Annotated in this window: 26 protein-coding genes; 11 read left to right on the top strand and 15 right to left on the bottom strand. The window is 69.2% G+C overall.

Features of this window, described 5'->3' with window-relative positions:
- Positions 1–11: 11 nt before the first annotated feature.
- From I7X18_RS04370 to I7X18_RS04360, 3 genes are read left to right on the top strand one after another with little or no spacing between them, the layout of a single operon-like run.
- Positions 12–719, top strand: a complete 708-nt coding sequence (locus I7X18_RS04370) for a GntR family transcriptional regulator (protein ID WP_193044378.1) — start codon at positions 12–14, stop codon at positions 717–719.
- Between the two features lie 49 nt (positions 720–768).
- Complete coding sequence (locus tag I7X18_RS04365; protein WP_198730523.1) at positions 769–1,188, top strand: allophanate hydrolase-related protein; 420 nt, start codon at positions 769–771, stop codon at positions 1,186–1,188.
- The gene (locus I7X18_RS04360; RefSeq protein ID WP_193044379.1) at positions 1,169–2,422 is read left to right on the top strand and encodes a Zn-dependent hydrolase; all 1,254 of its coding nucleotides are present in this window, start codon (positions 1,169–1,171) and stop codon (positions 2,420–2,422) included. Before I7X18_RS04365 ends, I7X18_RS04360 begins: the two co-directional genes overlap by 20 nt.
- Here the strand turns inward: I7X18_RS04360 and I7X18_RS04355 are convergent.
- From I7X18_RS04355 to grcC1, 3 genes are all read right to left on the bottom strand, one after another.
- Entirely contained in the window at positions 2,410–3,000 is a 591-nt protein-coding gene (locus I7X18_RS04355) for a hypothetical protein (protein ID WP_193044380.1), read from the bottom strand. The genes I7X18_RS04360 and I7X18_RS04355 overlap by 13 nt on opposite strands.
- Before the next feature lie 131 nt (positions 3,001–3,131).
- The gene (gene htpX / locus I7X18_RS04350) at positions 3,132–4,007 is read right to left on the bottom strand and encodes a zinc metalloprotease HtpX (RefSeq protein ID WP_193044381.1); all 876 of its coding nucleotides are present in this window, start codon (positions 4,005–4,007) and stop codon (positions 3,132–3,134) included.
- Between the two features lie 67 nt (positions 4,008–4,074).
- A complete protein-coding gene (gene grcC1 / locus I7X18_RS04345) occupies positions 4,075–5,082 on the bottom strand; it encodes a nonaprenyl/(2E,6E)-farnesyl/geranylgeranyl diphosphat synthase (protein ID WP_193044382.1) in 1,008 nt (335 codons plus the stop codon).
- 20 nt (positions 5,083–5,102) lie between these two features.
- Here grcC1 and menJ point away from each other — a divergent pair, with 20 nt between their 5' ends.
- Positions 5,103–6,323, top strand: a complete 1,221-nt coding sequence (menJ, locus tag I7X18_RS04340) for a menaquinone reductase MenJ (protein ID WP_193044383.1) — start codon at positions 5,103–5,105, stop codon at positions 6,321–6,323.
- Here the strand turns inward: menJ and I7X18_RS04335 are convergent, their stop codons facing one another.
- Positions 6,324–6,587 (bottom strand): hypothetical protein, encoded by a 264-nt coding sequence (locus tag I7X18_RS04335; protein ID WP_193044384.1) that lies wholly within the window; start codon positions 6,585–6,587, stop codon positions 6,324–6,326.
- Between the two features lie 105 nt (positions 6,588–6,692).
- Here I7X18_RS04335 and I7X18_RS04330 point away from each other — a divergent pair, with 105 nt between their 5' ends.
- Complete coding sequence (locus I7X18_RS04330; protein ID WP_193044385.1) at positions 6,693–7,331, top strand: trimeric intracellular cation channel family protein; 639 nt, start codon at positions 6,693–6,695, stop codon at positions 7,329–7,331.
- A gap of 13 nt (positions 7,332–7,344) precedes the next feature.
- On the opposite strand, the gene I7X18_RS04325 is transcribed toward I7X18_RS04330, so the two are convergent.
- A complete protein-coding gene (locus I7X18_RS04325) occupies positions 7,345–8,949 on the bottom strand; it encodes a glycosyl hydrolase family 79 N-terminal domain-containing protein (RefSeq protein WP_193044386.1) in 1,605 nt (534 codons plus the stop codon).
- A 62-nt stretch (positions 8,950–9,011) separates the two neighbouring features.
- Here I7X18_RS04325 and I7X18_RS04320 point away from each other — a divergent pair, with 62 nt between their 5' ends.
- Together I7X18_RS04320 and I7X18_RS04315 are read left to right on the top strand one after the other, a co-directional pair.
- Positions 9,012–9,461, top strand: a complete 450-nt coding sequence (locus tag I7X18_RS04320) for a GAF domain-containing protein (RefSeq protein WP_193044387.1) — start codon at positions 9,012–9,014, stop codon at positions 9,459–9,461.
- A gap of 10 nt (positions 9,462–9,471) precedes the next feature.
- Positions 9,472–10,008 (top strand): YceI family protein, encoded by a 537-nt coding sequence (locus tag I7X18_RS04315; protein WP_193044388.1) that lies wholly within the window; start codon positions 9,472–9,474, stop codon positions 10,006–10,008.
- A gap of 14 nt (positions 10,009–10,022) precedes the next feature.
- On the opposite strand, the gene I7X18_RS04310 is transcribed toward I7X18_RS04315, so the two are convergent.
- A complete protein-coding gene (locus tag I7X18_RS04310) occupies positions 10,023–10,715 on the bottom strand; it encodes a demethylmenaquinone methyltransferase (RefSeq protein WP_193044389.1) in 693 nt (230 codons plus the stop codon).
- 70 nt (positions 10,716–10,785) lie between these two features.
- Here I7X18_RS04310 and I7X18_RS04305 point away from each other — a divergent pair, with 70 nt between their 5' ends.
- Complete coding sequence (locus I7X18_RS04305; protein WP_193044390.1) at positions 10,786–11,610, top strand: SDR family oxidoreductase; 825 nt, start codon at positions 10,786–10,788, stop codon at positions 11,608–11,610.
- Between the two features lie 122 nt (positions 11,611–11,732).
- Here the strand turns inward: I7X18_RS04305 and I7X18_RS04300 are convergent, their stop codons facing one another.
- On the bottom strand, positions 11,733–12,860 hold the full coding sequence (locus tag I7X18_RS04300; RefSeq protein ID WP_193044391.1) for a glycosyltransferase family 4 protein: 1,128 nt from the start codon (positions 12,858–12,860) through the stop codon (positions 11,733–11,735).
- Positions 12,861–12,945: 85 nt separating this feature from the next.
- Here I7X18_RS04300 and I7X18_RS04295 point away from each other — a divergent pair, with 85 nt between their 5' ends.
- Positions 12,946–13,611, top strand: coding sequence for a DsbA family protein (locus I7X18_RS04295; protein WP_193044392.1), 666 nt, complete (start codon positions 12,946–12,948; stop codon positions 13,609–13,611).
- Here the strand turns inward: I7X18_RS04295 and I7X18_RS04290 are convergent.
- From I7X18_RS04290 to I7X18_RS04265, 6 genes are all read right to left on the bottom strand, one after another.
- Positions 13,608–14,774 (bottom strand): zinc-dependent alcohol dehydrogenase, encoded by a 1,167-nt coding sequence (locus tag I7X18_RS04290; RefSeq protein ID WP_193044393.1) that lies wholly within the window; start codon positions 14,772–14,774, stop codon positions 13,608–13,610. The genes I7X18_RS04295 and I7X18_RS04290 overlap by 4 nt on opposite strands.
- A gap of 11 nt (positions 14,775–14,785) precedes the next feature.
- Positions 14,786–15,295 (bottom strand): SRPBCC family protein, encoded by a 510-nt coding sequence (locus I7X18_RS04285; RefSeq protein WP_193044394.1) that lies wholly within the window; start codon positions 15,293–15,295, stop codon positions 14,786–14,788.
- Between the two features lie 110 nt (positions 15,296–15,405).
- On the bottom strand, positions 15,406–15,927 hold the full coding sequence (locus I7X18_RS04280; RefSeq protein ID WP_193044395.1) for a DUF3592 domain-containing protein: 522 nt from the start codon (positions 15,925–15,927) through the stop codon (positions 15,406–15,408).
- Positions 15,924–17,555, bottom strand: coding sequence for a 2-succinyl-5-enolpyruvyl-6-hydroxy-3-cyclohexene-1-carboxylic-acid synthase (gene menD / locus I7X18_RS04275; RefSeq protein WP_193044396.1), 1,632 nt, complete (start codon positions 17,553–17,555; stop codon positions 15,924–15,926). Before menD ends, I7X18_RS04280 begins: the two co-directional genes overlap by 4 nt.
- Before the next feature lie 2 nt (positions 17,556–17,557).
- Positions 17,558–18,340 (bottom strand): alpha/beta fold hydrolase, encoded by a 783-nt coding sequence (locus I7X18_RS04270; protein ID WP_193044397.1) that lies wholly within the window; start codon positions 18,338–18,340, stop codon positions 17,558–17,560.
- Between the two features lie 70 nt (positions 18,341–18,410).
- Positions 18,411–18,911 carry a nitroreductase/quinone reductase family protein gene (locus I7X18_RS04265; RefSeq protein ID WP_193044398.1) on the bottom strand — a complete coding sequence of 167 codons (501 nt, stop codon included), beginning with the start codon at positions 18,909–18,911 and terminating at the stop codon, positions 18,411–18,413.
- Between the two features lie 197 nt (positions 18,912–19,108).
- On the opposite strand from I7X18_RS04265, the gene I7X18_RS04260 reads away from it, so the two are divergent.
- Both I7X18_RS04260 and I7X18_RS04255 read left to right on the top strand, forming a co-directional pair.
- On the top strand, positions 19,109–19,357 hold the full coding sequence (locus I7X18_RS04260; protein ID WP_193044399.1) for a hypothetical protein: 249 nt from the start codon (positions 19,109–19,111) through the stop codon (positions 19,355–19,357).
- A 205-nt stretch (positions 19,358–19,562) separates the two neighbouring features.
- Complete coding sequence (locus tag I7X18_RS04255; RefSeq protein WP_193044400.1) at positions 19,563–19,799, top strand: hypothetical protein; 237 nt, start codon at positions 19,563–19,565, stop codon at positions 19,797–19,799.
- Positions 19,800–19,802: 3 nt separating this feature from the next.
- Here the strand turns inward: I7X18_RS04255 and I7X18_RS04250 are convergent, their stop codons facing one another.
- A complete protein-coding gene (locus tag I7X18_RS04250) occupies positions 19,803–20,384 on the bottom strand; it encodes a TetR/AcrR family transcriptional regulator (protein ID WP_193044401.1) in 582 nt (193 codons plus the stop codon).
- A 4-nt stretch (positions 20,385–20,388) separates the two neighbouring features.
- On the bottom strand, positions 20,389–21,345 hold the full coding sequence (locus I7X18_RS04245) for an oxygenase MpaB family protein (protein ID WP_193044402.1): 957 nt from the start codon (positions 21,343–21,345) through the stop codon (positions 20,389–20,391).
- Between the last annotated feature and the right edge of the window lie 39 nt (positions 21,346–21,384).

Below are 21,384 nucleotides of genomic sequence, written 5' to 3'. Positions count from 1 at the left end.
AGGGGTGGATCTTGACTGACAACGACGGCCTGCGGGCCATCGGATCACTTCCCACCCAGTCGCGTCGCAAGACCTACGAGCACGTCTACCGCGCGTTGCGGCACGCCCTGATCAGCGGCCGCATCCCGGAGGGCACGCACCTGGTGGAGACGGAACTGGCCGCCCAGCTCGGGGTGAGCAGGACGCCGGTGCGCGACGCGCTGCGCCGTCTCGAGAGCGACGGCTTCGTCGCGCGCGGCACGGCGGGTGGCTTGTGGTCGCGCGGGATCGGCCCCGACGAGATCGCCGACCTGTTCCTGGTGCGCACCGAGCTCGAGAAGTTGGCGGCCCGGTTGGCCTGCGAGCGGGCCAAACCCGAGCAGTGGGCCGAACCCCGCTCGCTGATCGCTCAGATGGGTGCCGCGATCGACGAATTCGGGCTCGGGTCTGAGGAATTCGGCGAAATCCATCTGGCTTTCCACACCTCCGTCTACCGGATCGCGTTCGGCAACCGCTTCGCCGGACTGCTGGACAACTACCTGCTGCAGTGCCTGGATGTGGCGGCCGAACTGAGTTACCGCGATCCGGCCTGCGCGCTGCCCGCGGTGCAACAGCACGAGGAACTGCTCGCCGAACTCTCCAGCGGAGACGTCAGCCGCGCCGTCGCGGCCGCCGAGGCGCACGTGCGGCGCAGCGCCGATGACGCTCACCGGGCCAGCACCGACACCACCCTGTCCTGATCCGGAAAACACCGAGCTGCACATGCAGCTGTCACCGAAAGGCTCAACCATGCAACTGATGTTCCTCAACGGCACCGCCATGTCCGGGCAGAAGGACCACGGCGCGATCGCCGGTCTGGCCCGGCTCGTCGGGGCTGTCACCACGGCGCCGCACTACCGGTTCTTCGCAATCCGTGACGAGTTCCCCGGCCTGTTCCCCGTCGACGGTGACGGTGCCTCCATCACCGGCGAGCTCTACGAGATGTCCGACGAGCTGCTCTTCGACGTCCTGCTGCCGCAGGAGCCCGCTGAGTTGGAGATCGGGTCGATCGAGCTGTCCGACGGGTCGACGGTACGCGCGATGATCCTGCAGCCTGACCGGATCCGCCCCGGCGACAAGGTTCTCGACATCGCCGACTTCGGCGGCTGGCGGGCCTACCAGGCGCATCTCTCGGCCAACTGCGCAGCCAGTGCACTCCTCGGTCTGTGAGCTGCGGGTCGCCGGCGATCTGCTGAACGACCGAATCGCCCGGTTGGCGTCCATCGGCGCCGACCCGGTGGGCGGAGTGACGCGGCTGGCCTACTCGCCCGAGGATGTACGTGCCCGCGACCTGGTCGCCGGCTGGATGGCCGACGCCGGACTCGAAGTGTGGGTCGACGCGGCCACCAACCTGTTCGGCCGGCTGCCCGGCAGTGGATGCGAGACCGCGCTGCTCACCGGCAGCCATCTGGACAGCGTGGTGCGAGCCGGCCCGCTCGACGGACCCGCGGGGGTGCTGTCTGCGCTGGCGGCCGCCGAAGCGCTGCGCCGCGCGGACCGACAGCTCCGCCACGACCTCGTCGTCGTGGCGTTCAGCAACGAGGAGGGCGCCCGCGGCACTCCCGGCATGGTGGGCTCCAAGGCGGTGACGGGCGCACTCACCGCGGCCGACCTGGCGCACGTCGACGCCGAGGGCGTCACGCTTTCCGACCGGATCCGGGCCGCCGGCGGTGATCCGGCGGGCATCGCCGAGGCCGCGTGGTCACCGCAGCGCATCGCCGGGTTCTTCGAACTGCACGTCGAACAGGGCCCGGTGCTGGAGGATTCGGGGGCGCGGATCGGCGTGGTCACCGGTATCACCGGTCAGGCCGGCGTCACCGCGACCATCAGCGGCGAGGCCAATCACGCGGGCACCACACCGATGTCGGCTCGGCGGGACGCCGCGGTGGCGGCGGCGCGGCTCGTGCTCGCGGTGCGGGCGCTGGCCGACGACGGCTACGTCCGGGTGGCCACCACGGGGACGCTGGGCATCGGACCGGGTGTACGCAATGTGATCCCGGGGGTCGCCACTGTCGGGATCGAGATCCGTGACGACGCCGCCGGGCGTATCGGCACCGGCCTGGAGATCCTGGACCGATGGGCCGGCGACATCGCGGCGTCCACCGGCACCGCGATCACGCTCGAGCGCGGGGTCGTGCAACCGCCGGTCCCGATGGACCCGTCGCTGACCCGTCACATCGTCGACGGCGCCGACGCGCTCGGCGCGACAACGCTCACGATGTGCAGCGGCGCGGGACATGACGCCCAGATCATGGCGGGGATCGCGCCCGCGGCCATGGTCTTCGTTCCGAGCGTCGACGGTGTCAGCCACGCACCCGGCGAGGCCACCGCCCCCGAGGACCTGACGCTGGGCGCCGACGTGCTGCTACGCGCGCTGCTCGGAGCCGATGCTCAGTTGAAGTAGGGGTTGCTGCGGCCCTCGCGCGGCATCAGCAGGGGGTTGCTGGGCTGCAGCACGAAGCTGGCGGCCGGGCTGATGACGAAGCCGGCGCCGTTGTGCGCGTCGACGCATGTGGTCATCGTGCCGTCGGTGCCGCAACTGACCGTCTGGAAGCTCAGCCGGGTGTTGGCCGGCAACGGTTTGACGGTTTCGACGACGTTGGAGAACGGGGCCCCCACGTTGGCAAATGTCGGCACACCACCGATGCCACCGCTGACCAGGTTGGCGCCCTGTGGGGCGGCGGGAAGGGGGCCGCTGCAGCCGTAGGCGCCGCCGCGCTGGATGACGCACGTGAGGTCGCCGGGCGCGCCGAACGCGTACCACGTGCCGTTCATCGCCGTGAACTCCATGGGAGACACGGGCGGCCACGCGTTGACGTTGGGCGCGGGGGGCGGGGCGGGCGCCGGCGGTTGGGCCGCGGCGAGGCCTGCCGTCATGACCGCTGCGCCGAAGACGGTCGCGGCGCCTGCCAGGATTCTGCTGAGCACGCCCACACCATATGTGCGGGTGCCGCGGCGCGCATCGGCTGACTGATTTCCCATGCGTTGATCATCGCGCGGCCGGGGGATTTCGTTTCGCGGCCGGGGCTGCTGCCTTTCGCCGAGATCGACGTGAGGGCTGCCAAGCGGGCGCCTTGACGACCCTGGTGTGGATCTCGACGCGCGGGCGCCGCTCAGTAGTGGCCCGGGCCGCGCCCGGCCATGTCCTCGAGCCGGCGGATGCGGTCGGCGATCGGCGGATGCGTCGAGAACAGCTTGCCGATCTTCTCCCCCGACCGGAACGGGCTCGCGATCATCAGGTGCGCCTGGTCGGCCAGCTGCGGCTGCGGCGGCAGCGGTGCGGCCTCCACCCCGCCGGAGATCTTGCGCAGCGCCGACGCCAGCGACAGCGGATCACCGGTCAGCTCCGCCCCGGACTGGTCGGCCTGGTACTCACGCGACCGCGACACCGCCAGGCGCACCACCGTCGCCGCGATCGGCCCCAGGAACGAAACCAGCAGTAGCGCAAACGGATTCGTGCCCTCGCGGTTACCACCGAACATGCCGGCGAACAGCGCGATGTTGGCCAGCGCGGTGATGATCGACGCCAACGCGCCGGCCACACACGAGATCAGAATGTCGCGGTTGTAGACGTGGGACAGTTCGTGGCCCAGCACCGCGCGCAGTTCACGCTCGTTGAGGATCTGCAGGATGCCGGTGGTGCAGCACACCGCCGAGTTGCGCGGGTTGCGGCCGGTCGCGAACGCATTCGGATTCGCGGTGTCGGAGATGTAGAGCCGGGGCATCGGCTGGTGCGCGGCGTTGGCGAGTTCCCGCACGATCCGGTACATCACCGGTGCCTGCAGTTCGCTGACCGGCTGCGCGTGCATCGCCCGCAGCGCCATCTTGTCGCTGTTGAAGTAGACGTAGACGTTCATGCCCACGGCGAACAGCACCGCGAGCGCCATGATCGACCGACCGAACAGCGAACCGACGAACACGATCAGCGCCGACATGCCCACGAGCAACAGGAACGTCTTGAACCTGTTCGCGTGCGGATGCCACGTCATCAGCTACCTCCTCGTGAAGTCTTCGCTGATCCAACGCTGCATACAGCCGTCTGGGTTCCGGCGACGCTCAACCGTGCCGGGTGATCGTGTAGTCCACCAACGACGCCAGCGCCTGGCGACCCGGCACGTCCGGCAGCGCGGCCAGCTCGTCGCGGGCCTGCTGCGCGTAGCGCGTCACGGTGGCCTTGGCCTGCTCCATGCCTGGTGAACGGCGCAGCAGCCGCAGCGCCTCGGCCAGATCGTCGTCGTTGTCGATCGGGCGGGCGAGCAGTTCGCGCAGTCGGTCGGTGTCCGGACCGGACTCCCGCAGTGCGTACAGCACGGGCAGAGTGTGAACACCCTCACGCAGATCGGTGCCCGGAACCTTGCCCGATTCGTCCGGATCGCTGTCGATGTCGATGATGTCGTCGGAGATCTGGAACGCCGTGCCGACGATCCCGCCGAGCCGCGCCAACCGTTCGATCTGCGCCTCGTCGGCGCCGGAGAACGTGGCCCCGAACCGGCCGGATGCGGCGATCAGACAGGCCGTCTTCTCGTACACCACCTTCAGGTAGTGATCGATCTCGTCGACGCCCTCGACCGCGCCGCGCGTCTCGCGCATCTGGCCGGTGACCAATTGGGCGAACGTGTCGGCGATGATCCGCACCGCGTCCGGGCCGAGGCGCGACACCAGCCGCGAGGCCGTGGCGAACAGGTAGTCACCGGCGAGGATCGCGATGTTGTTGCCCCAGCGGGCGTTGGCGCTCGGCGCCCCGCGCCGCATCTGCGCCTCGTCCATCACGTCGTCGTGGTAGAGCGTCGCCAGGTGCACCAGCTCGATCACCGCACCGGCCACCGACACCTGCCAGGCGTTCGGATCCGGCCCGAGTTGCGCCGAGAGCACCGTGAACAGCGGACGGAACCGCTTGCCGCCGGCCTGGAAGAGGTGCTGGACGGCCTCGGCCATCAGCTCGTCCGCCTTGCCCAGCTCGGTGGACATCAGATCCTCGATGCGGGCGACTCCGTCGCGAACTTCGGTCGCGAAAGCCGCGTCGCCGAAATCCACGCCCGCCACCACAGTCGCCGGTGTCCTCACCCTGCCAACATACTGTGACAATGAAGACCCGGGCGGATGTGGTCGTTGTCGGGGCCGGACCTGCGGGTTCGGCGGCCGCGGCGTGGGCGGCCCGCGCAGGCCGCGACGTCCTTGTCGTCGATGCCGCCCGATTCCCGCGCGACAAAGCCTGCGGGGACGGGTTGACCCCGCGGGCGGTCGCCGAACTCGAACGCCTGGGCCTCGGACCGTGGCTCGACACCCGCATCCGCCACCGCGGTCTGCGCATGTCGGGATTCGGCGCCGACGTGGAGGTGGCCTGGCCCGGCCCCTCGTTCCCGTCGACGGGCAGCGCGGTCCCCCGCACCGAACTCGACGACCGGATCCGCTCGGTCGCCGCCGACGACGGGGCGAAGATGATCCTCGGCGCGAAAGTCGTTGGTGTCTCGCATGGTTCGGCTGGCCGTGTGGACTCGCTGACACTGGACTCCGGTGAGGAGATCGGCCTCGAGACACTGATCGTCGCCGACGGGGCGCGTTCGACGCTGGGCCGCACGCTGGGCCGGCAGTGGCATCAGCAGACCGTCTACGGCGTCGCGGTCCGCGGGTACATCGCCACGCCGCGCAGCAACGAGCCGTGGATCACCTCACACCTCGAACTGCGCTCACCGGAGGGCAAGGTGCTGCCCGGCTACGGCTGGATCTTCCCGCTGGGCAATGGCGAAGTGAACATCGGCGTCGGCGCCCTGGCCACCGATAAGCGCCCCGCAGATGCCGCGTTGCGTCCGCTGATGTCGTATTACACGGCGCTGCGCCGCGAGGAGTGGGGCTTCGAAGGCGAACCGCGCGCGCCGCTGTCCGCGCTGCTGCCCATGGGCGGTGCGGTGTCGGGGGTGGCCGGGCCCAACTGGATGCTGATCGGTGACGCCGCGGCGTGCGTGAACCCGCTCAACGGCGAGGGCATCGACTACGGCCTGGAGACCGGGCGCCTGGCCGCCGACCTGCTGGACTCCGGTGATCTGTCGCAGGCCTGGCCCGCGGTGCTGACCGAGCACTACGCCCGGGGGTTCTCCGTGGCGCGCAGGCTGGCGCTGCTGCTGACGTTGCCGCGGTTCCTCCCGGTGACCGGTCCGCTCGCGATGAGGTCGTCGACGCTGATGCGCATCGCCGTGCGCGTGATGGGCAACCTGGTCACCGACGAGGACGCCGACTGGATCGCCCGCGTCTGGCGCGCCGGTGGGCTGGCATCGCGCGGTATGGATGCCCGCAAGCCCTTCCGCTGATCACTCGCCGGAGCCGCCGTCGCGCCGTTTGGCGAATGCCAGCGCGATCCGCATATCGGCGGGCCGAGCGTCTTTGCCGCTCGCCTCGGTGAGCGCCAGGGCGATGAGGATATCGGCGGTCGTGATGAACAGCCCGATCCAGTACGCCCACTTCATCGACGGATCAGGGCGGGTGGTGAAGAACAGGACCAGGAATATCGGCCCGACGCACCCGAATACGAACATCATCAGCTGAATGCGGACGTACCGCCAGAAGGTGCGCATCCGTACTCCCGTCGCCGGTGACCGCCCGCACCGGCAGAGTACGTCGAGGCGAGGGAAACCGGCCACCGCCCGGTATCCCAGGTCAGGCCGTGATAGGCAGGGTCGGTGAACACCGACCCGCCGCTGCTGTTCGCACTGGACCTGACCGGCACCTTCGCCTTCGGTCTCAATGGGGCGCTGACGGCGTTGCGCGCCACCCGGCTCGATGTGGTCGGCGTGGTGACCCTCGGCATGCTGACGGCGTTGGGCGGCGGGGTGATCCGCGACGTCCTCATCGGCGCGCTGCCCCCGGCGACGTTCCTCTACTGGCCCTACTTCGCACTCGCCGTGGGGGGCGCGCTCATCGCGTTGCTCCTCAACCCGTGGCTGGACAGACTGGGGATGTCGCTGACCGTGTTCGACGCGATCGGGTTGAGCGTGTTCGCGGTGATGGGCGCGAGCAAGGCGCTGGCGTTCGGGCTCGGCATGGCACCCGCGGTTCTGCTCGGCGTCATCACCGCGGTCGGCGGGGGCACGATCCGGGATGCGCTGTGCGGGCAGGTCCCGACGGTGTTGCGCAGCGAACTGTATGCAATCCCTGCCCTCGCCGCCGCGGTGCTCACCGTGGTGGCCATCGAACTCGATGTGTACGGCCTGCCGGCCGGGCTGGCCGCCGCGGCGGTCTGCTTCGTCATCCGGATGCTCGGGGTCAAGTACCGGCTCAACGCACCACGCCCGCCCGGTTCCCCTCCTGATCCGAATTAGTCAGCGCCGCACCTCAACTGCACGCCTGGTTGCCGGCCGTGGGAATCGTCAGGAAGGTGATCGTGGCGGGTTCCAATATCAGCTCACCGGCAGCTGTCGGCGCACCGGACAACGTGGGTAGGGCGTCGCCGGGCCCGAGCGCCAACGGGTGCCCGTTCAGGCTCACCGTCCGGGAGTCCAGCGGGTCGGCGGCAAGGGTGTAGCGTTCGGCCGCCGTCGACAGCTCGACCGTCCGTGAGGCGGTGCGGTCGTTGTTGATCGCCAGCAGTGTCACCCCGCCCGGCGTGCCCGGTTGGCAGTGCGCGTAGAGGTGCGTGCCCTCCTCGATCGGCACACCCGAGTCCAGCACGGTGGGCCCCATCAACCGCTTCCACAGCAGGGCCGCCCAGTAGTTCGGCTGGGGCGTGAAGTCGGTGTCGTCGAGCAGGCCGTAGTCACTGGCCACCAGCGTGTTGTGCGCCACCATCTGTACCCCCGCACGTGCCAGCCTGCCGAGCTGATCCAGATACCGGAAGCTGTCGAGAAATGTTGATGCCCAGGGATTTCCACCACATGCGGCGTCGGCTGTTTCGGTGAGCCACATCGGTTTGCCCGGTTGGTACTCGTCACGGACACTGGCGTAGTAGGCCGCGGTCTTGCTGGTTCGTCCCAACCAGTCTTCGGTCAACGCGTCGTCGGCCGTCGTCTGTGCCGCGCCGATGGCGGCGCAGCGTTGCGAGGCGGCGCCGTAGTGGTGATAGGAGAACACGTCCACCCCCCGGCCGCCGGCGGTGAGCATGACGGACGTGCGGATCGTCCCCTGCGCACCGTAGGTGAGCCCCCAGGTTCCGGGAGTCTCGCCGACGGAGCCGGGGCCTGCGATCGTCATGTCGGGCGCGACCTGGTCGGCGAATTCCCTGAACACCTTGAAGTCTCGGCCGTAGGCAGCCCCGTCGTACCCCTTCGGCGCACCGCCCATGGCGGCCACATTCGGTTCGTTCATGAATTCGGCCGCGGCGATCCGCCCACCGACCGAACGGGTGTAGTCGAGCCAACGGCGGGCCAGGTCGGGCGTCCACACGCCGTCCGGGTCCCGCGTTCCCGGGCTGATCGCGAACGAGGACACGATGTTCGCGTCCACCGCGCGCGAGAAATCCACCACCCCGCGCCACTGATCGCGGGTCAGCACGCCGTCGAACCCCTCGGGCGGCTCCGCCGGCGCAGGGTCCATATCGGCGAAATAGGTGGTGTTGGCCCATGTTCCGCTGACCCGGACGTAGGCGGGGCCGAGTGCCGCGGCCAGTGTGCGCAGGCGGGGGTTGGCCAGGTCCAGTGGTGGCCGGTACTGGTAGAGGTCGGAGTTCATCCCTGCCGGGGTCGTGGCCGACGAGTCGGGCGCTTCCGACGAACCGGTCGACGACCCGTAGGGCTTCCAGAAGGCGCCGCCGGTCACCTCGAGCATCTCGACGTTGTAGGACTGGTAGCGCTCGTCAACGGTGCCCAACCGCTCGAATGTGCTGGGGTCCATCGGCGCTGCTCCTTCGTCGTGCTCAGAGGAGCCGCACCCGGCGCTGCCGGCGGCGAGCACCGCGACAGCAACGCCGGCCCACAGCGCGGTCTTGCGCGACGCGCTGCCCATTGCTCCTCCGATGTTCCGCCATTCCACGCGGGTACCCACCCACGCACCGACTATCCCCCAGGATGTCAGCCATGGTCTTGGTGTACCGGGCGCCGATGCGCTCGCGTGACGACGGCATCGACGCTGGGAAGACGATCGCGCGTGGCCGCAGGCTCGGGGTATGCGGGTTCGGTGAGCTCGGAGTGGACGACGACCGCCTCGCGCGGCGGATCGCCCGGTTCGCCGACGTGCCCGACGGTGCGCTGGTATGGACCCGCGACCCGGAGGGCCTGTTCTGGTTGGGCCGCATCGAAGGCCCCTACCGGCACGATTCCGCCAGCGCCGCATCAGCGGTAGACCTCGTCCACGTGCGGCCGTGTCGGTGGCTGGCCGCGCAGTTCCTGGAATCGGAGGTTCCCGCGGCGGTGCTGGCGACGTATCGGCGCGGCGGGCGGAACTTCCAGCAGACTCACGATGCCGCGGTCGGACCCGAGAGCCTGCGACTGTGGGAGGCCCGCACCGCAGCCGGGTAGCGTCACGCCCATGGCCTGGACGCTCGACGCCTCGGACGGCGACCTGCGCATCCTCACCGACGTGGCGGGCCCCGCCGCCCGAATGGGTCACCGGCTGAGCATCCTGGTCGAAAGCTGGAACGCCACCGTCGAGTGGAACGGCGTCGAACCTTCCGCCATGCGGTTGACCGCGGACGTCGGCTCGCTGTCGGTCGAAGGCGGTGCGGGCGGGGTGACACCGCTGTCCGGTCCCGAGCGGGCGCTGGCGCGCTCATACGCCCTGAAAACGCTGTCAGTGCAACGCTATCCGACCGTCTTGTTCGAATCCAGCGCGGTCACGCCCACCGACGGCGGCTACCGCCTGACCGGCGAACTCGAGATCCACGGCCGCCGGCGTGAGCACGCGCTGGACGTGCACGTCGCCGACGCCGACGACGGGTGGGCGCTGGCGGCGCGAACCACGCTGCGGCAGACAGACTTCGGCGTCAAACCGTACTCGATGTTCATGGGTTCGATGAAGGTCGCCGACACCCTCACCGTCACGCTGTCCGCGGCGCATGAGAAGTAGCGCGCCGCCAGGAATCAGGCCGGCGGTTTGACCGCGGCGTGCAGGGCGACGATCCCGCCGGTCAGGTTGCGCCACCGCACCGCCGACCAGCCCGCGTCCTCGATGCGCCGCGCCAGACCCGCCTGATCCGGCCAGGCGCGGATCGATTCGGCAAGATACACGTAGGCGTCGGGATTGGACGCCACCGCGCTCGCCATCCGCGGCAGCGCCTTCATGAGGTACTCCTTGTAGAGCGTGGCGAAGGCGGGGTTCGTCGGCGTGGAGAACTCGCACACCACCAGCCGCCCGCCGGGCCGTGTCACGCGGGCCATCTCCTTGAGACCCGCGACGTGGTCGACGACGTTGCGCAGGCCGAAGCTGATGGTCACGGCGTCGAACGATTCGTCGGCGAAGGGCAGCCTGGTCGCATCGCCGGCCACCTTCGGCACGTCGCGTTCCCGGCCGGCGGACAGCATTCCCACCGAGAAATCGGCGGCCACGCACCAGGCGCCGGAGCCGGCGAGTTCCACCGTGGACACCGCGGTGCCCGCGGCCAGGTCGAGCACCTTGTCACCGGGCCCGATGTGCAGCGCCGAACAGGTCTCGCGCCGCCAGAACCGGTCCTGTCCCAGCGACAGCACGGTGTTGGTCAGGTCGTAGCGGCGTGCCACCGCGTCGAACATCGACGCAACCTCGTGGGGGTTCTTGTCCAACGTCGCCCGGCTCACGACGCCGACGCTACCTGTGAATCTGCAGTCAGCGGGAATGAGGGCGGTCCGGATGGGCTTGAACCCCGACATGAGCGACAAAGTCTGGTTCATCACTGGTACATCGCGCGGATTCGGCCGGGAGTGGGCGATCGCCGCGCTCGAACGGGGTGACCGTGTGGCCGCGACGGCCCGGGACACCGCGACACTGACCGACCTCGTCGACAAGTTCGGCGAGGCGCTGCTGCCCATCGCGCTCGACGTCACCGACCGCGACGCCGACTTCGCGGCCGTCAAGCGGGCCCACGACCACTTCGGGCGGCTCGACATCGTCGTCAACAACGCCGGCTACGGACAGTTCGGGTTCATCGAGGAGCTCTCCGAGCAGGAGGCGCGCGACCAGATCGAGACGAACGTGTTCGGCGCGCTGTGGATCACCCAGGCGGCGCTGCCGTACCTGCGGGAGCAGCGCAGCGGCCACATCATCCAGGTGTCGTCGATCGGCGGGATCAGTGCCTTCCCCAACATCGGGATCTACAACGCGTCGAAGTGGGCGCTCGAGGGGTTCTCGCAGGCGCTGGCGCAGGAGATCGCCGCGTTCGGTGTGCACGTCACGCTGGTCGAACCGGGTGGTTTCTCCACCGACTGGGCCGGTCCGTCGGCCAAACACGCGACGCCGCTTCCGGTCTATGCCGAGGTCCACGAGGAGGCGCAGCGGGCGCGCAGCCAGCGCACCGCCAAGCCGGGCGATCCGCAGGCGTCGGCCCGCGCGATCCTCAAGGTCGTGGACGCCGAGAACCCACCGCTGCGCGTGTTCTTCGGGGAGGTGCCGCTGGGCATCGCCAAAGCCGACTACGAGAACCGGTTGGCGTCGTGGGAGGAGTGGCAGCCCGTCGCCGTCGAGGCGCAGGGCTAGGGCACTGCCGTTTCCGGCCTTATGCGCGATTTCGACACCACGGCTGTGGTTTGGCGTACGGACCGGTGATCGACAGCCGTGGTGACGAAACCGGGCCTAAGGCGCTGTAACGCACACCCCTCCTAAGCGGCGCGCAGGCGAGGCTGCCCCAGCACGTCCTCGTAGTGGGCGAGCAATTCGTCGCAAATGGCCGGCCACGTGCGGCCGAGCACGCTGCGCCGCGCGGCCACCGAGTACCGCTGGCGCTCGGCGATCAGATGGGCGACGGATTCGCCGAGCCTGGCCTCGAACTCGCCGACGTCCAGCAACAGCCCGGTCCGGTACGGCGCGACCAGATCGCGGGGTCCGCCGGCGTTCGGCGCGATCACCGGCAGTCCCGAGGCCATCGCCTCCTGGACGGCCTGGCAGAACGTCTCGTGCTCACCGGGGTGGACGAACACATCCATGCTGGCGTACGCGGCCGCCAACGCCCCACCGTAGAGCGCGCCCGTGAAAACTGCTGTCGGCATGGCGGATTCGAGCTTCTTCCGGTCGATGCCGTCGCCGACGACCACGACCTGGACGTCGTCGCGTGCGCTCAGCGCCGCCAGCCGTTCGACGTGTTTCTCCGGCGCGAGGCGGCCCACGAACCCGACGACCGGCCGCCCCCCGGGTGACCACTGCCGGCGCAACCCCTCGTCGCGCGCCGACGGCGCGAAACCGGTGATGTCCACACCGCGCGCCCAGTGGTGCACCCGTGGGATGCCGTGCGCCGCGAGGTTCTCCATCGCCGACGTCGACGGCGCAAGTGTGCGGTCGGCACGGCTGTGCAGATGCCGGGTCCACGACCACGCCGCACGCGACACCGCCCCGACGCCGTAACTCTGTGCGAATCCGGCGATGTCGGTCTGGAACACCGCCACCGTCGGGACACCGAGATGGCGCGCGGCGTGCAGCCCGCCGTAGCCGAGCAGCGCAGGCGACGCGAGGTGCACGACGTCGGGGTCGAACCCGCGCAGCACCCCCACCATGCGGGGCCGTGGCACCCCCAGCGGCAGGGAGATCACCTTCGGGAACATCCGCGACGGCACCCGGTGCACCCGCACGCCGTCGTGCACCCGTTCGGCCGGCGGGTCACCGCGGAGGGTGTCCGGGGCGATCACGATCACTTCGTGGCCGGTGCGGCGCAGATGCTCGAGCACCCGCAGCACCGAGTTGGTGACACCGTTGACGTTGGGGAGGAAGGACTCTGCGACGATCGCGACGCGCACGAACCGAGGGTTTCAGTGGAAGCTGTCGCCCAGGTTGCGTGCCGGGATACGCGACACGAAGAACAGTCGCGGTACCGTTTGCCGTGTGCGGACCTGGATCGCGCTCGTCACGGCGACACTCTTACTGCTGACGGTCGCGTGCACGCGGGAGGTCACCGGCACCGCCCGCCAGGATCCCAACCAGCCCCGCACCGCGGTGACCGAGGACGGCTACGGCATCCTCGTCGGCGACCCCGAGGCCGCCGCCCGGATCGAAGTGTTCACCGAACCGCAGTGTCCGCACTGCGCGACCCTTCAAGCCGACTACGGCCGCGAGATGGCCAGCTACATCAGCCTCGGGCAGTTGGCGGTCACCTACCGGCCGGTGACGTTCCTCGATCAGACCGGCGACCATTCGGCGCGGGTGAGCAACGCGATGTTCGCCGCCGCCGACGCGGCACCCCGCGCCGTCGCGTTCCAGAAATTCGTCGAAGAACTCTGGGCCCATCAACAACCCGGCGGCACCGGCCCGTCGGATACCGAGATGGCCGATATGGCAGGACAGAGCGGCATACCGGCCACGGGCGTCCAGGCCGTCGCGGGCGGCGGGCAGGCCGTCGACACCCTGGACATGTCCGACTTCAATGTCGAACTGCTCACCGACATCAACGTGTACGGGGTCGGTACGCCGACGGTCTACGACCTGGTCGACAACGAGGTGCTCGACATCGACGACGAGGACTGGCTGTCGAAGCTGATCTCCACGATCTAGGGACGCAGCGCCACGCGAATGCAGTTGTCCTGTTTGTTCTTGAACATGTCGTAGGCGCGCACACCCTGTTCCAGCGGGAGGTCATGGGTGATCAACTTCGCCGGGTCGAGGTCACCCTGCTCGACGTAGTCGAACAACCGCTCCATGTACCGCTGACCGGGCTGCTGAGCGGATTTCAGTGTCAGCGCCTTGTTGGTCACCACACCCATCGGGAACTTGTCGGTCACCCCGTAGACGCCCAGCACGGCCACCACACCGCCTTTGCGACAGGCCAGGATCGCCTGGCGCAGCGCGCTCGCACGGTCGGTCTCCAGGCGCAGCATCTGCTTGGCCCGGTCGTAGACCTGTTGCAGACCGTTGCTGTGGCCCTCCATGCCGACCGCGTCGATACACGCGTCGGGCCCGCGGCCACCCGTCATCTCGCGCAACGACTCCTGCACGCTGTCCGCCTGGCCGTAATCGATTGTCTCCAAGCCGAATTCGCGGGCCAGGGCGAGTCGTTCGGGGATGCGGTCGATCACGATGGCCCGTTCGGCGCCCAGCAGCAACGCACTCTTGGCCGCCATCAGGCCCACTCCCCCGGCGCCCCACACCGCGACGGTGTCCCCGCCGCTGACATCGCAGAAGTCCGCGCCCATGAACCCGGTCGGCACGGCATCGGACAGGAACAGTGCCTGCTCGTCGGTGATGTCGCCGGGGATCTTGAAGCAGTTGGTGTCGCCGAACGGTACGCGCACGAACTGTGCGTGCGAGCCTGCGTAGCCCCCGAACGGATGGGTGTACCCGTAGATGCCGCCGGACGGATAGCCCAGAAGTGGTTGCTGCAGTTCGGCGTTAGGGTTGGTGGTGTCGCAGCACGAGTAGAGCTCGTGGTCGCAGTACCAGCACCGGTTGCACCCGATGAACGACGGGACGACGACACGGTCACCGACCGTGACGTCGCGCACCTCGCGCCCGACTTCGACGATCTCGCCCATGAATTCGTGGCCGAACACGTCACCCTCCCGCATGCCGGGCAGGTAGCCGTCGATGAAGTGCAGATCGGATCCGCAGGTCGTGGTGAGCGTGACCTTGAGGATGACGTCGTGCGGGTTGATGATCTCGGGGTCGTCGACGGTCTCGACGGACAGCTTGTTGACGCCGTTCCAGCACAGTGCGCGCATGAGTGGCCTCCCTACCGCGCGGACGGCCGCGCGCTCGGATTGTTTCGGATGGTGGGCACCTCGCCGGTCTGCAGCAGCGCCCGGGCGCGGTAGAGCAGTTTGAACGAAAGCGCGCCGGAGAGAAGGCCGGGGGCGGGCGTCTTGGTCCGCAGGGTGACCTCGGTGCCGAGATGGTTGGGCGCGGGCCGGAAGCTGAGCAGGATCTCGTTGCCGTCGTCGCCGGTGAACCGCAGACCCCCGTTGTCGGTGTGGACCGTGCACTCCCACGTCGTCGCAACGGGTCCGGCCTTCAGGTTCCACCGGTACCGGTCGGGTCCGGTGTTCTCGACGTCGCCGAGTTCGCCGAGCACGACCGACATCCGCCGGGCGTCCCGCCACAGTTCCTCGACCTCGACGACGCTGGCCTTGATGGTGACCGACTGGCCGTTGGCAGAGTCGGGTGACTTCTTGTCCCCGACCATGTTGACCACACCCGCGGCCAGGTTGGTGGCCCGGTCCTTGGCCGTGTCCAGAATCGACATGTTGGGCTCCCTCCGTCGCGCGGGGCGATACCCGGCGAGGGGACGGCCAAACAGTTCCGGTGCGCGAGCAGCCGCAAAGCTGCCCACGAACCCGGCGTGTCGGGACAGGTTTACGTCTGCTCGGCGAGGGAAGGTTCCCGGGCCAGCCGCTTCTGCAGCGCCGCCAGGCCGATCAGCGCACCACCGGCCACCAGCCAACCGACGACCGCGATCGACCCGGCCGGGATGATCGCCAGCGACGCGTCGCGGTCGCGCACCCGCACGAGATCAGGATTGTTGCGGTCGTATTCGACGTAGATGCGCATCCCCGTCTCCAGCTCCGACGGGTACAGCACGCCCAGCTCAGGACGGTAGGTGACGCGGTCAGGGGTGACAAATTCGATGGTCGAGCGGCGCGGGCCGGCGCTGAGCACCGTCGCCTCGGCCACCCCCATGTGGCGTTCGATCTGCCGGTCGTTGCGCCATGCGCCGATCACCATCAGCGTCGACTGCAGTGTCACCAGGCAGGCCGCGAGGATGACGCCGATGCGCACCCGCCGGATGATCCGCTCGGCGCGCGTCTCGTTGCCGTCGCCCCACAGGTGCGGGATCACCACCCGGCGGACAGCCGCCAGCCGGTCAGCCGCTTTCACAGCGCGGCCTTGATGGAGGCGTGCAGCGCGCGCAGCGACGACCTGTCGGCTTTCACCTCCAGCACACGCATCCCTTCGTGCGGTTCGTCGAGCGCCTCGGCGAGCTGGCCGACCTCGATCTGGCGGTTGTCGACGTGATAGGCCCGGCACAGCGCGCCCACGTCGACGTCGTGCGGGGTGCCGAACACCCGCGAGGACACGTCGCTGTACCGCGGATCGCCCTGTTCGAGCAGCTCGAAGATGCCGCCGCCGTTGTCGTTGGACACCACGATCGTCAGATCCCGCGGGCTGGGCTCGGTGGGGCCGATGAGCAGCCCCGAGCTGTCGTGAACAAAGGTCAGGTCACCCATCAACGCGACCGTGCGTCCGCCGGTGCGGTCGTGGGCCAGCGCCGCGCCGATCGCCGTCGACACCGTGCCGTCGATACCGGCGACGCCGCGGTTGGATCGCACCTGCACACCGTGCGGGGCGAAACCGACCAGCGCCGCGTCGCGCACCGGGTTGCTGGCGCCCAGCACCAGCTGATCACCCGGCCGCATCGCGTCGGCCACCGCCGCGGCCACGTGCAGGCCCGTGGTCAGCGGATTGGCCTTCAACTGCCCCCGGACCGCGGCGACCGCGTGCCCGTTGACCTCCGCACAACGCCGCAACCAGGCCGGATCGGGCGTCCCGCTGGTGACGGCGCGGGTGCCGGTCGCCTGCGAGTTGCCGCTGACATCGGGCCAGCGGGGACCGGTGGTCAGCGCGTACACCGGCACCGACGGGTCGGCGAGCAGCGCCGAGACCGGCCGGTGCAGTGTCGGGCGGCCGAGCATGATGACCTGCTTTGGCCGCAGCAGCCGCAGCGCCAGCGGGTGCAACGGGTTGGCTGCGGGCGGTGCGGTCGGTTCGGCGACGGTGGGCAGCTCGGCGAGGTTCGGGTGCACGCCCGCGCCGTGGCCGGCGATCACCACGGTGTCGGGGGTGACGTCGATGTCGAGTGGCTGGTCGAACGTCACCGGCGGGGTGTAGGTCCACGGCCTTCCGTCGGGCCGCCCCGGCGGGCAGGAGCCGTCGTCGTCGAAGGTGGGCACCAGCGGTTCCCGCAGCGGGATGTCGAACTGCACCGGCCCGGCGTTGGCGCTGCGAGATCCCCTGGCCGCCACCACGACTCGGCACGTCGCCGACCGCCACTGCCCGTTGAGCGAGTCCATCCGCTCCGGGGCGTCCTCCGCGAGGCCGAGGCTGATGTTCGCGCGGACCTGGTTGCCGAAGTAGCCGAGCTGCTCGAAGGTCTGGTTGGCGCCGGTGCCCAGCAATTCATACGGCCGGTTGGCGCTCAGCACGATCAGCGGCACACGAGCGTAGTTCGCCTCGACGACGGCCGGGCCCAGGTTGGCGACCGCCGTGCCCGACGTCATCGCCACACAGACCGGGGCGCGGTCGGCGACCGCCAGCCCGATCGCCAGGTACCCGGCGGTGCGTTCGTCGATGCGGACATGCAGACGCAACCGGCCGGCACGATCGGCGTCGGCCAGAGCGAAGGCCAGCGGCGCGTTTCGTGATCCCGGGCACAGGACCACGTCGTGCACGCCGCCGCGAACGAGTTCGTCGACGACGACACGTGCCTGTGCCGTCGAGGGGTTCATCGCTACAGGATATCGGCGAAGAACTTGAGGGCCGCGGCGTTGACCTCCTGCGGCTTCTCGATGAAGCCGAGGTGGCCGGCGTCGGCGATCTCCAGGTAGCGCCCGTGCGGCAACGCGTCGGCGACCTCCTTGCCCAGGTGCGCGGGCAGCAGGACGTCGTCGGCGAACCCGATCACCAGCGTGGGGATGCGGATGCTGCGGTAGGCCGGCAGCCGATTCTCCTTCGGGCCGACGTCTCCCTGCGCGAGCAGTCCGGGGGTGTGTTTGGTCGGCCACATCGTGAACATGTCGAGCCAGTCGCCGATCGCGCGGTCGTCGTTGATGGTCTTGGGTGAGAAGTTCTCCAGCACACGCACTTTCGCGTCGTACCGGGCGGGCAGCGCGACACCCGATGCGATCAGCTCTTTTTCTGCGGTACCGAAGAACTCGCGGGCCCGGTCGTGGCGGCCGCGGGTCGCCATCAGCACGGCAGACCGCACCAACTCCGGGCGGGCGAGCATGAGTTCCTGGGCGATGTAGGAGCCCATCGACACCGCCACGATGCGTACGGGTGCGGCGCCCAGCTCCTCGATGAGCGCCGCGGTGTCGGCGACCATCTGCTCGACGCCGAAACCCTCGGCGTTCTCGGTGGCGCCGATGCCGCGGTTGTCGAAGGTGATGGCGCGATAGCCGTTGCGCACGAACTCCGGGACCTGGTGCAGGTGCCAGGTGCGGCCGGCGCCGCCGCGGCCGGCGATGAACAGCACAGGGATGCCGCTGCCGCGATCGTCGTAAGCGAGATTCACGGTTCTCGACGCTACTCGACGGCGATTCGGGCGCGCTGACGTGCGCGCAGCGTCGGTTGGCGCGCCGTAATCACTCGGTCTCGGTGAACGCGAGGATCGGGATGGTGCGGCCCTGGGTCAGCTTCTCGTAGTCGGCGTAGCTGGGGATCCAGTTCTTGGCCAGCTCCCACAACCGGTCCCGCTCCGCGCCGGTGACCTCCTCGCCGACGAACGTGCCCTCGTAGCCACCGGCGGTGAGCGTGACGCGGGGCTGCTTCCTGACGTTGTGGTACCAGGAGGGATGGCGACGGCCGCCGTAGTTCGACGCGACGACGATCACCCGGCCGCGGTCGGTGAAGTAGGTGAGGGGCGTGACCCGCTGTTCGCCGGTCTTCGCGCCGGTAGAGGTGAGCAGCAGCTCGGGGGTGACCATCGCCGAGGACACCCGGCCGCCGGACACGCGCAGCAGCGGTGGGTCGATGCGCGGCACGATGTGACGAACCAGATACCGCACCGGCCGGGGCCGTAGCAGCCGTGCGCCGATCTTCAGCATCGGCGAGCCGGCGGTCGGATCCACCTCGGGTATGCCCATTGGCCGATCCTATGCAGACCGTGCGCGACGCCGGCGGGACCGCACGGCCTGCAGTGCGGTGTTCCACAGAAGTAGGGGCGGGTGACCGAACACTTCCTGCCAACCGCCGGGCAATCACCGCCACCGGGCATCGATCCCAATGACCTGCAGGTTATGCCGACCAGAACCACAGAATCGAAAAAGAGGAAGGCCTCAAAATGAACAAACTCGCACTCACCACCCTCACCGCCGGCGCACTGGCCACCGCCGCCCTCGGTTTCGCCGCCTCCGCACAGGCCGCCCCCGCAGGCGCCGGCAACGCCCAGAACAGCATCGAACAGCTCGACGACCGCGGCTACTCCGTACGGGTCAATCACCAGGGCATGGTCAAGCCCCTCGACCAGTCCAGCATCGTCTCGGTTCGCTACGACAACAACGACCGCGTCGTCTACGTCACCACCCGCTGACGCTCTGAGAAAAGGGGCGCCCCACCCGGGGCGCCCCTTTTTGGCATCCAGGCTGCGCCGGCTCCAGGAAGTGACTCGTGGGAGCGGCCGGGCGAGATGCGAGATCACGTAACGCTGTGGCGGTGGGCAGCCCAAAATTCCGCCGTGACGTCACGCAAACGGTAAAGCGATCATCACCCGCGGCGACCGGTGCCAGACTCGACGGATGATGCGGCTTCTCCGGCGAATGCTCGATCGGGAGGTCTCGGTGGGAGCGCTACTGGAGATCATCCTGTGGTCGTCGATTCCCTACGTGATCATCGGCGTGGTCGTCATCGGCCTGCGCGCCGAGCAACTTCACCACATGCAGACGCTCTACGGCAATCGCGACCAGCTGTTGTCGTTCGGCGTTCTCGTCGCCGGGTGGCCCGCCGTCCTCATCGCCGACGTGTGCATGTACTGACGCTCAGCGCACCAGCGGAGCGAGGTACGCGCGGGCATAGCGGGTCACCGCATCGTCGTCGGTGACGTCGAGGACGGGCGTGCTCACCTGCACCAGTGACGCCGCGAGGCGGATGTGCACCTCGGCGACGGCGAGCAGTTGCTCGTCGGGCATCGTGGCGCCCGCGGCCCGCAGCGCCCTGGCCATCGCGGTGGCGGCGCTGACGAGGAACATCCGCGCCTCGTCGAACATGCCCGTCGTGGCGGTGAAGTCGCCGTCGAGTTGCAGGAACCGCCGCATGACGGGTTCCCCGGTCAGCAGCCGCACGCCCTCCCGGAACGCGGCGACCGCCGCGTCCTGCGGGCCCGCGTTCACACTGACCGTCTGCAACCGCGCCATGGCGAATTCGAAAGTCTGCCTGCCGAGTTCGGTGACCAGCGCATCGCGGCTGGGAAACCGTCGGTACAGCGTGCTGCGGCTGACACCGGCTTGGCGGGCGATGACGTCCATGCTCAACCGGCCGACGCCGACGAGCGCGACCTCCTCGGCGGCGGCCTTGAGGATCGCGGCTTCCTGTTCGGAGCGGTTGGCACTGGTGCGTCGCATCGGATCAGCCCGCCGGGCACCCGGGCGGTGGCGCAAACGATTCGAGGGCGACCGACCGGTGCAACCGGACAAGCTTTTCGTATTCGATCCGGTTGCGCGCCAACGGGATCAACAACACCCTGTCCGGCAGCACCCGCCACGCCACCTGCAGCAGGCGGGAGTACAGCTCGAACTCCCGGTCGTGCCGCGCCTGCCAGTCGAAGCCGGTCATCTCGCGGATCCCCGGGTGCAGGATGCCGAACGAGCACACCCTGACCACGCGTCCGGCGACCGGTCGCAGTAGCAGCCAGGGTGGCGTCAGTGCGCGGCGCACCGGAGCCGGCAGCAGCAGGGTCGGCAACGGCAGCCGGGTCAGATCGGCCGTCACCCGCTGCAGGAAGGGGTTGGCCTTCAGTTCGGTGCGAACCATCGTGTCGTAGTAGTCGGCCGCGTCGGCGTAGGTGGTGGGCAGCTTCGCGGTCTCACCGGGCAGTTCGAGACCGCGGAAGGCGTCGAGCAGTTGCAGGTAGGCGGCGTCGCGCTCGGCCTCCGAGAGCACGATGCCCGTGCAGGGGGTGAACGAGTTCAGCACGAGAAAGATGCCGCTGACCGCGATCCAGTTCCAGAGCTTGGGGTCGAGCGCGCTGTAGCGGACGTCGGCGAACTCACCGCTGCCGCGACCCCGTACGTCGCGGTGCAGCATCTTGAGCCGGTCGGATTCGGCGATCCGGTCCTCGGCGTCACCCCAGATCGCCAGGAATGCCGAAAAGCCGCTGCGCACACCGCGGTCGGCGAAGTTCGCGGCGAAGCGTCCGGTCCTGTCGACCGCGGCTGCCACCGGGACCAGGGCCACCTCGTCAAAGGCGGCCGCCCCGAAGAAGCCGCCGAGCACGCTGCCGCTGTGCTTGCGGAACTCGCGCATCACCTTCGGCCGCACCGCCGCGGCCGGGCGCTGGGTGTGAGGGTGGGCCACTGCGACCATGTCGCCTCCAGGCGTCGGGTGTGTTGACACAAAGACTAT

This window comes from Mycolicibacterium baixiangningiae, assembly GCF_016313185.1.
Classification (GTDB): Bacteria; Actinomycetota; Actinomycetes; order Mycobacteriales; family Mycobacteriaceae; genus Mycobacterium; species Mycobacterium baixiangningiae.
Note: the sequence above shows the minus strand (reverse complement) of the source record. Positions and strands in the feature narration are given on the sequence as shown.

Bases quoted from the DNA above. Each gene is read 5' to 3' on its own strand.
- I7X18_RS04365 (WP_198730523.1), top strand. From the start codon at position 769: ATGCAACTGATGTTCCTCAACGGCACCGCCATGTCCGGGCAGAAGGAC.
- I7X18_RS04355 (WP_193044380.1), bottom strand. From the start codon at position 3,000: ATGGGAAATCAGTCAGCCGATGCGCGCCGCGGCACCCGCACATATGGT.
- htpX (WP_193044381.1), bottom strand. From the start codon at position 4,007: ATGACGTGGCATCCGCACGCGAACAGGTTCAAGACGTTCCTGTTGCTC.
- menJ (WP_193044383.1), top strand. From the start codon at position 5,103: ATGAAGACCCGGGCGGATGTGGTCGTTGTCGGGGCCGGACCTGCGGGT.
- I7X18_RS04335 (WP_193044384.1), bottom strand. From the start codon at position 6,587: ATGCGCACCTTCTGGCGGTACGTCCGCATTCAGCTGATGATGTTCGTA.
- I7X18_RS04325 (WP_193044386.1), bottom strand. From the start codon at position 8,949: ATGGGCAGCGCGTCGCGCAAGACCGCGCTGTGGGCCGGCGTTGCTGTC.
- I7X18_RS04320 (WP_193044387.1), top strand. From the start codon at position 9,012: ATGTCAGCCATGGTCTTGGTGTACCGGGCGCCGATGCGCTCGCGTGAC.
- I7X18_RS04315 (WP_193044388.1), top strand. From the start codon at position 9,472: ATGGCCTGGACGCTCGACGCCTCGGACGGCGACCTGCGCATCCTCACC.
- I7X18_RS04305 (WP_193044390.1), top strand. From the start codon at position 10,786: ATGAGCGACAAAGTCTGGTTCATCACTGGTACATCGCGCGGATTCGGC.
- I7X18_RS04290 (WP_193044393.1), bottom strand. From the start codon at position 14,774: ATGCGCGCACTGTGCTGGAACGGCGTCAACAAGCTGTCCGTCGAGACC.
- I7X18_RS04285 (WP_193044394.1), bottom strand. From the start codon at position 15,295: ATGTCGATTCTGGACACGGCCAAGGACCGGGCCACCAACCTGGCCGCG.
- menD (WP_193044396.1), bottom strand. From the start codon at position 17,555: ATGAACCCCTCGACGGCACAGGCACGTGTCGTCGTCGACGAACTCGTT.
- I7X18_RS04265 (WP_193044398.1), bottom strand. From the start codon at position 18,911: ATGGGCATACCCGAGGTGGATCCGACCGCCGGCTCGCCGATGCTGAAG.
- I7X18_RS04260 (WP_193044399.1), top strand. From the start codon at position 19,109: ATGAACAAACTCGCACTCACCACCCTCACCGCCGGCGCACTGGCCACC.
- I7X18_RS04255 (WP_193044400.1), top strand. From the start codon at position 19,563: ATGATGCGGCTTCTCCGGCGAATGCTCGATCGGGAGGTCTCGGTGGGA.
- I7X18_RS04250 (WP_193044401.1), bottom strand. From the start codon at position 20,384: ATGCGACGCACCAGTGCCAACCGCTCCGAACAGGAAGCCGCGATCCTC.
- I7X18_RS04245 (WP_193044402.1), bottom strand. From the start codon at position 21,345: ATGGTCGCAGTGGCCCACCCTCACACCCAGCGCCCGGCCGCGGCGGTG.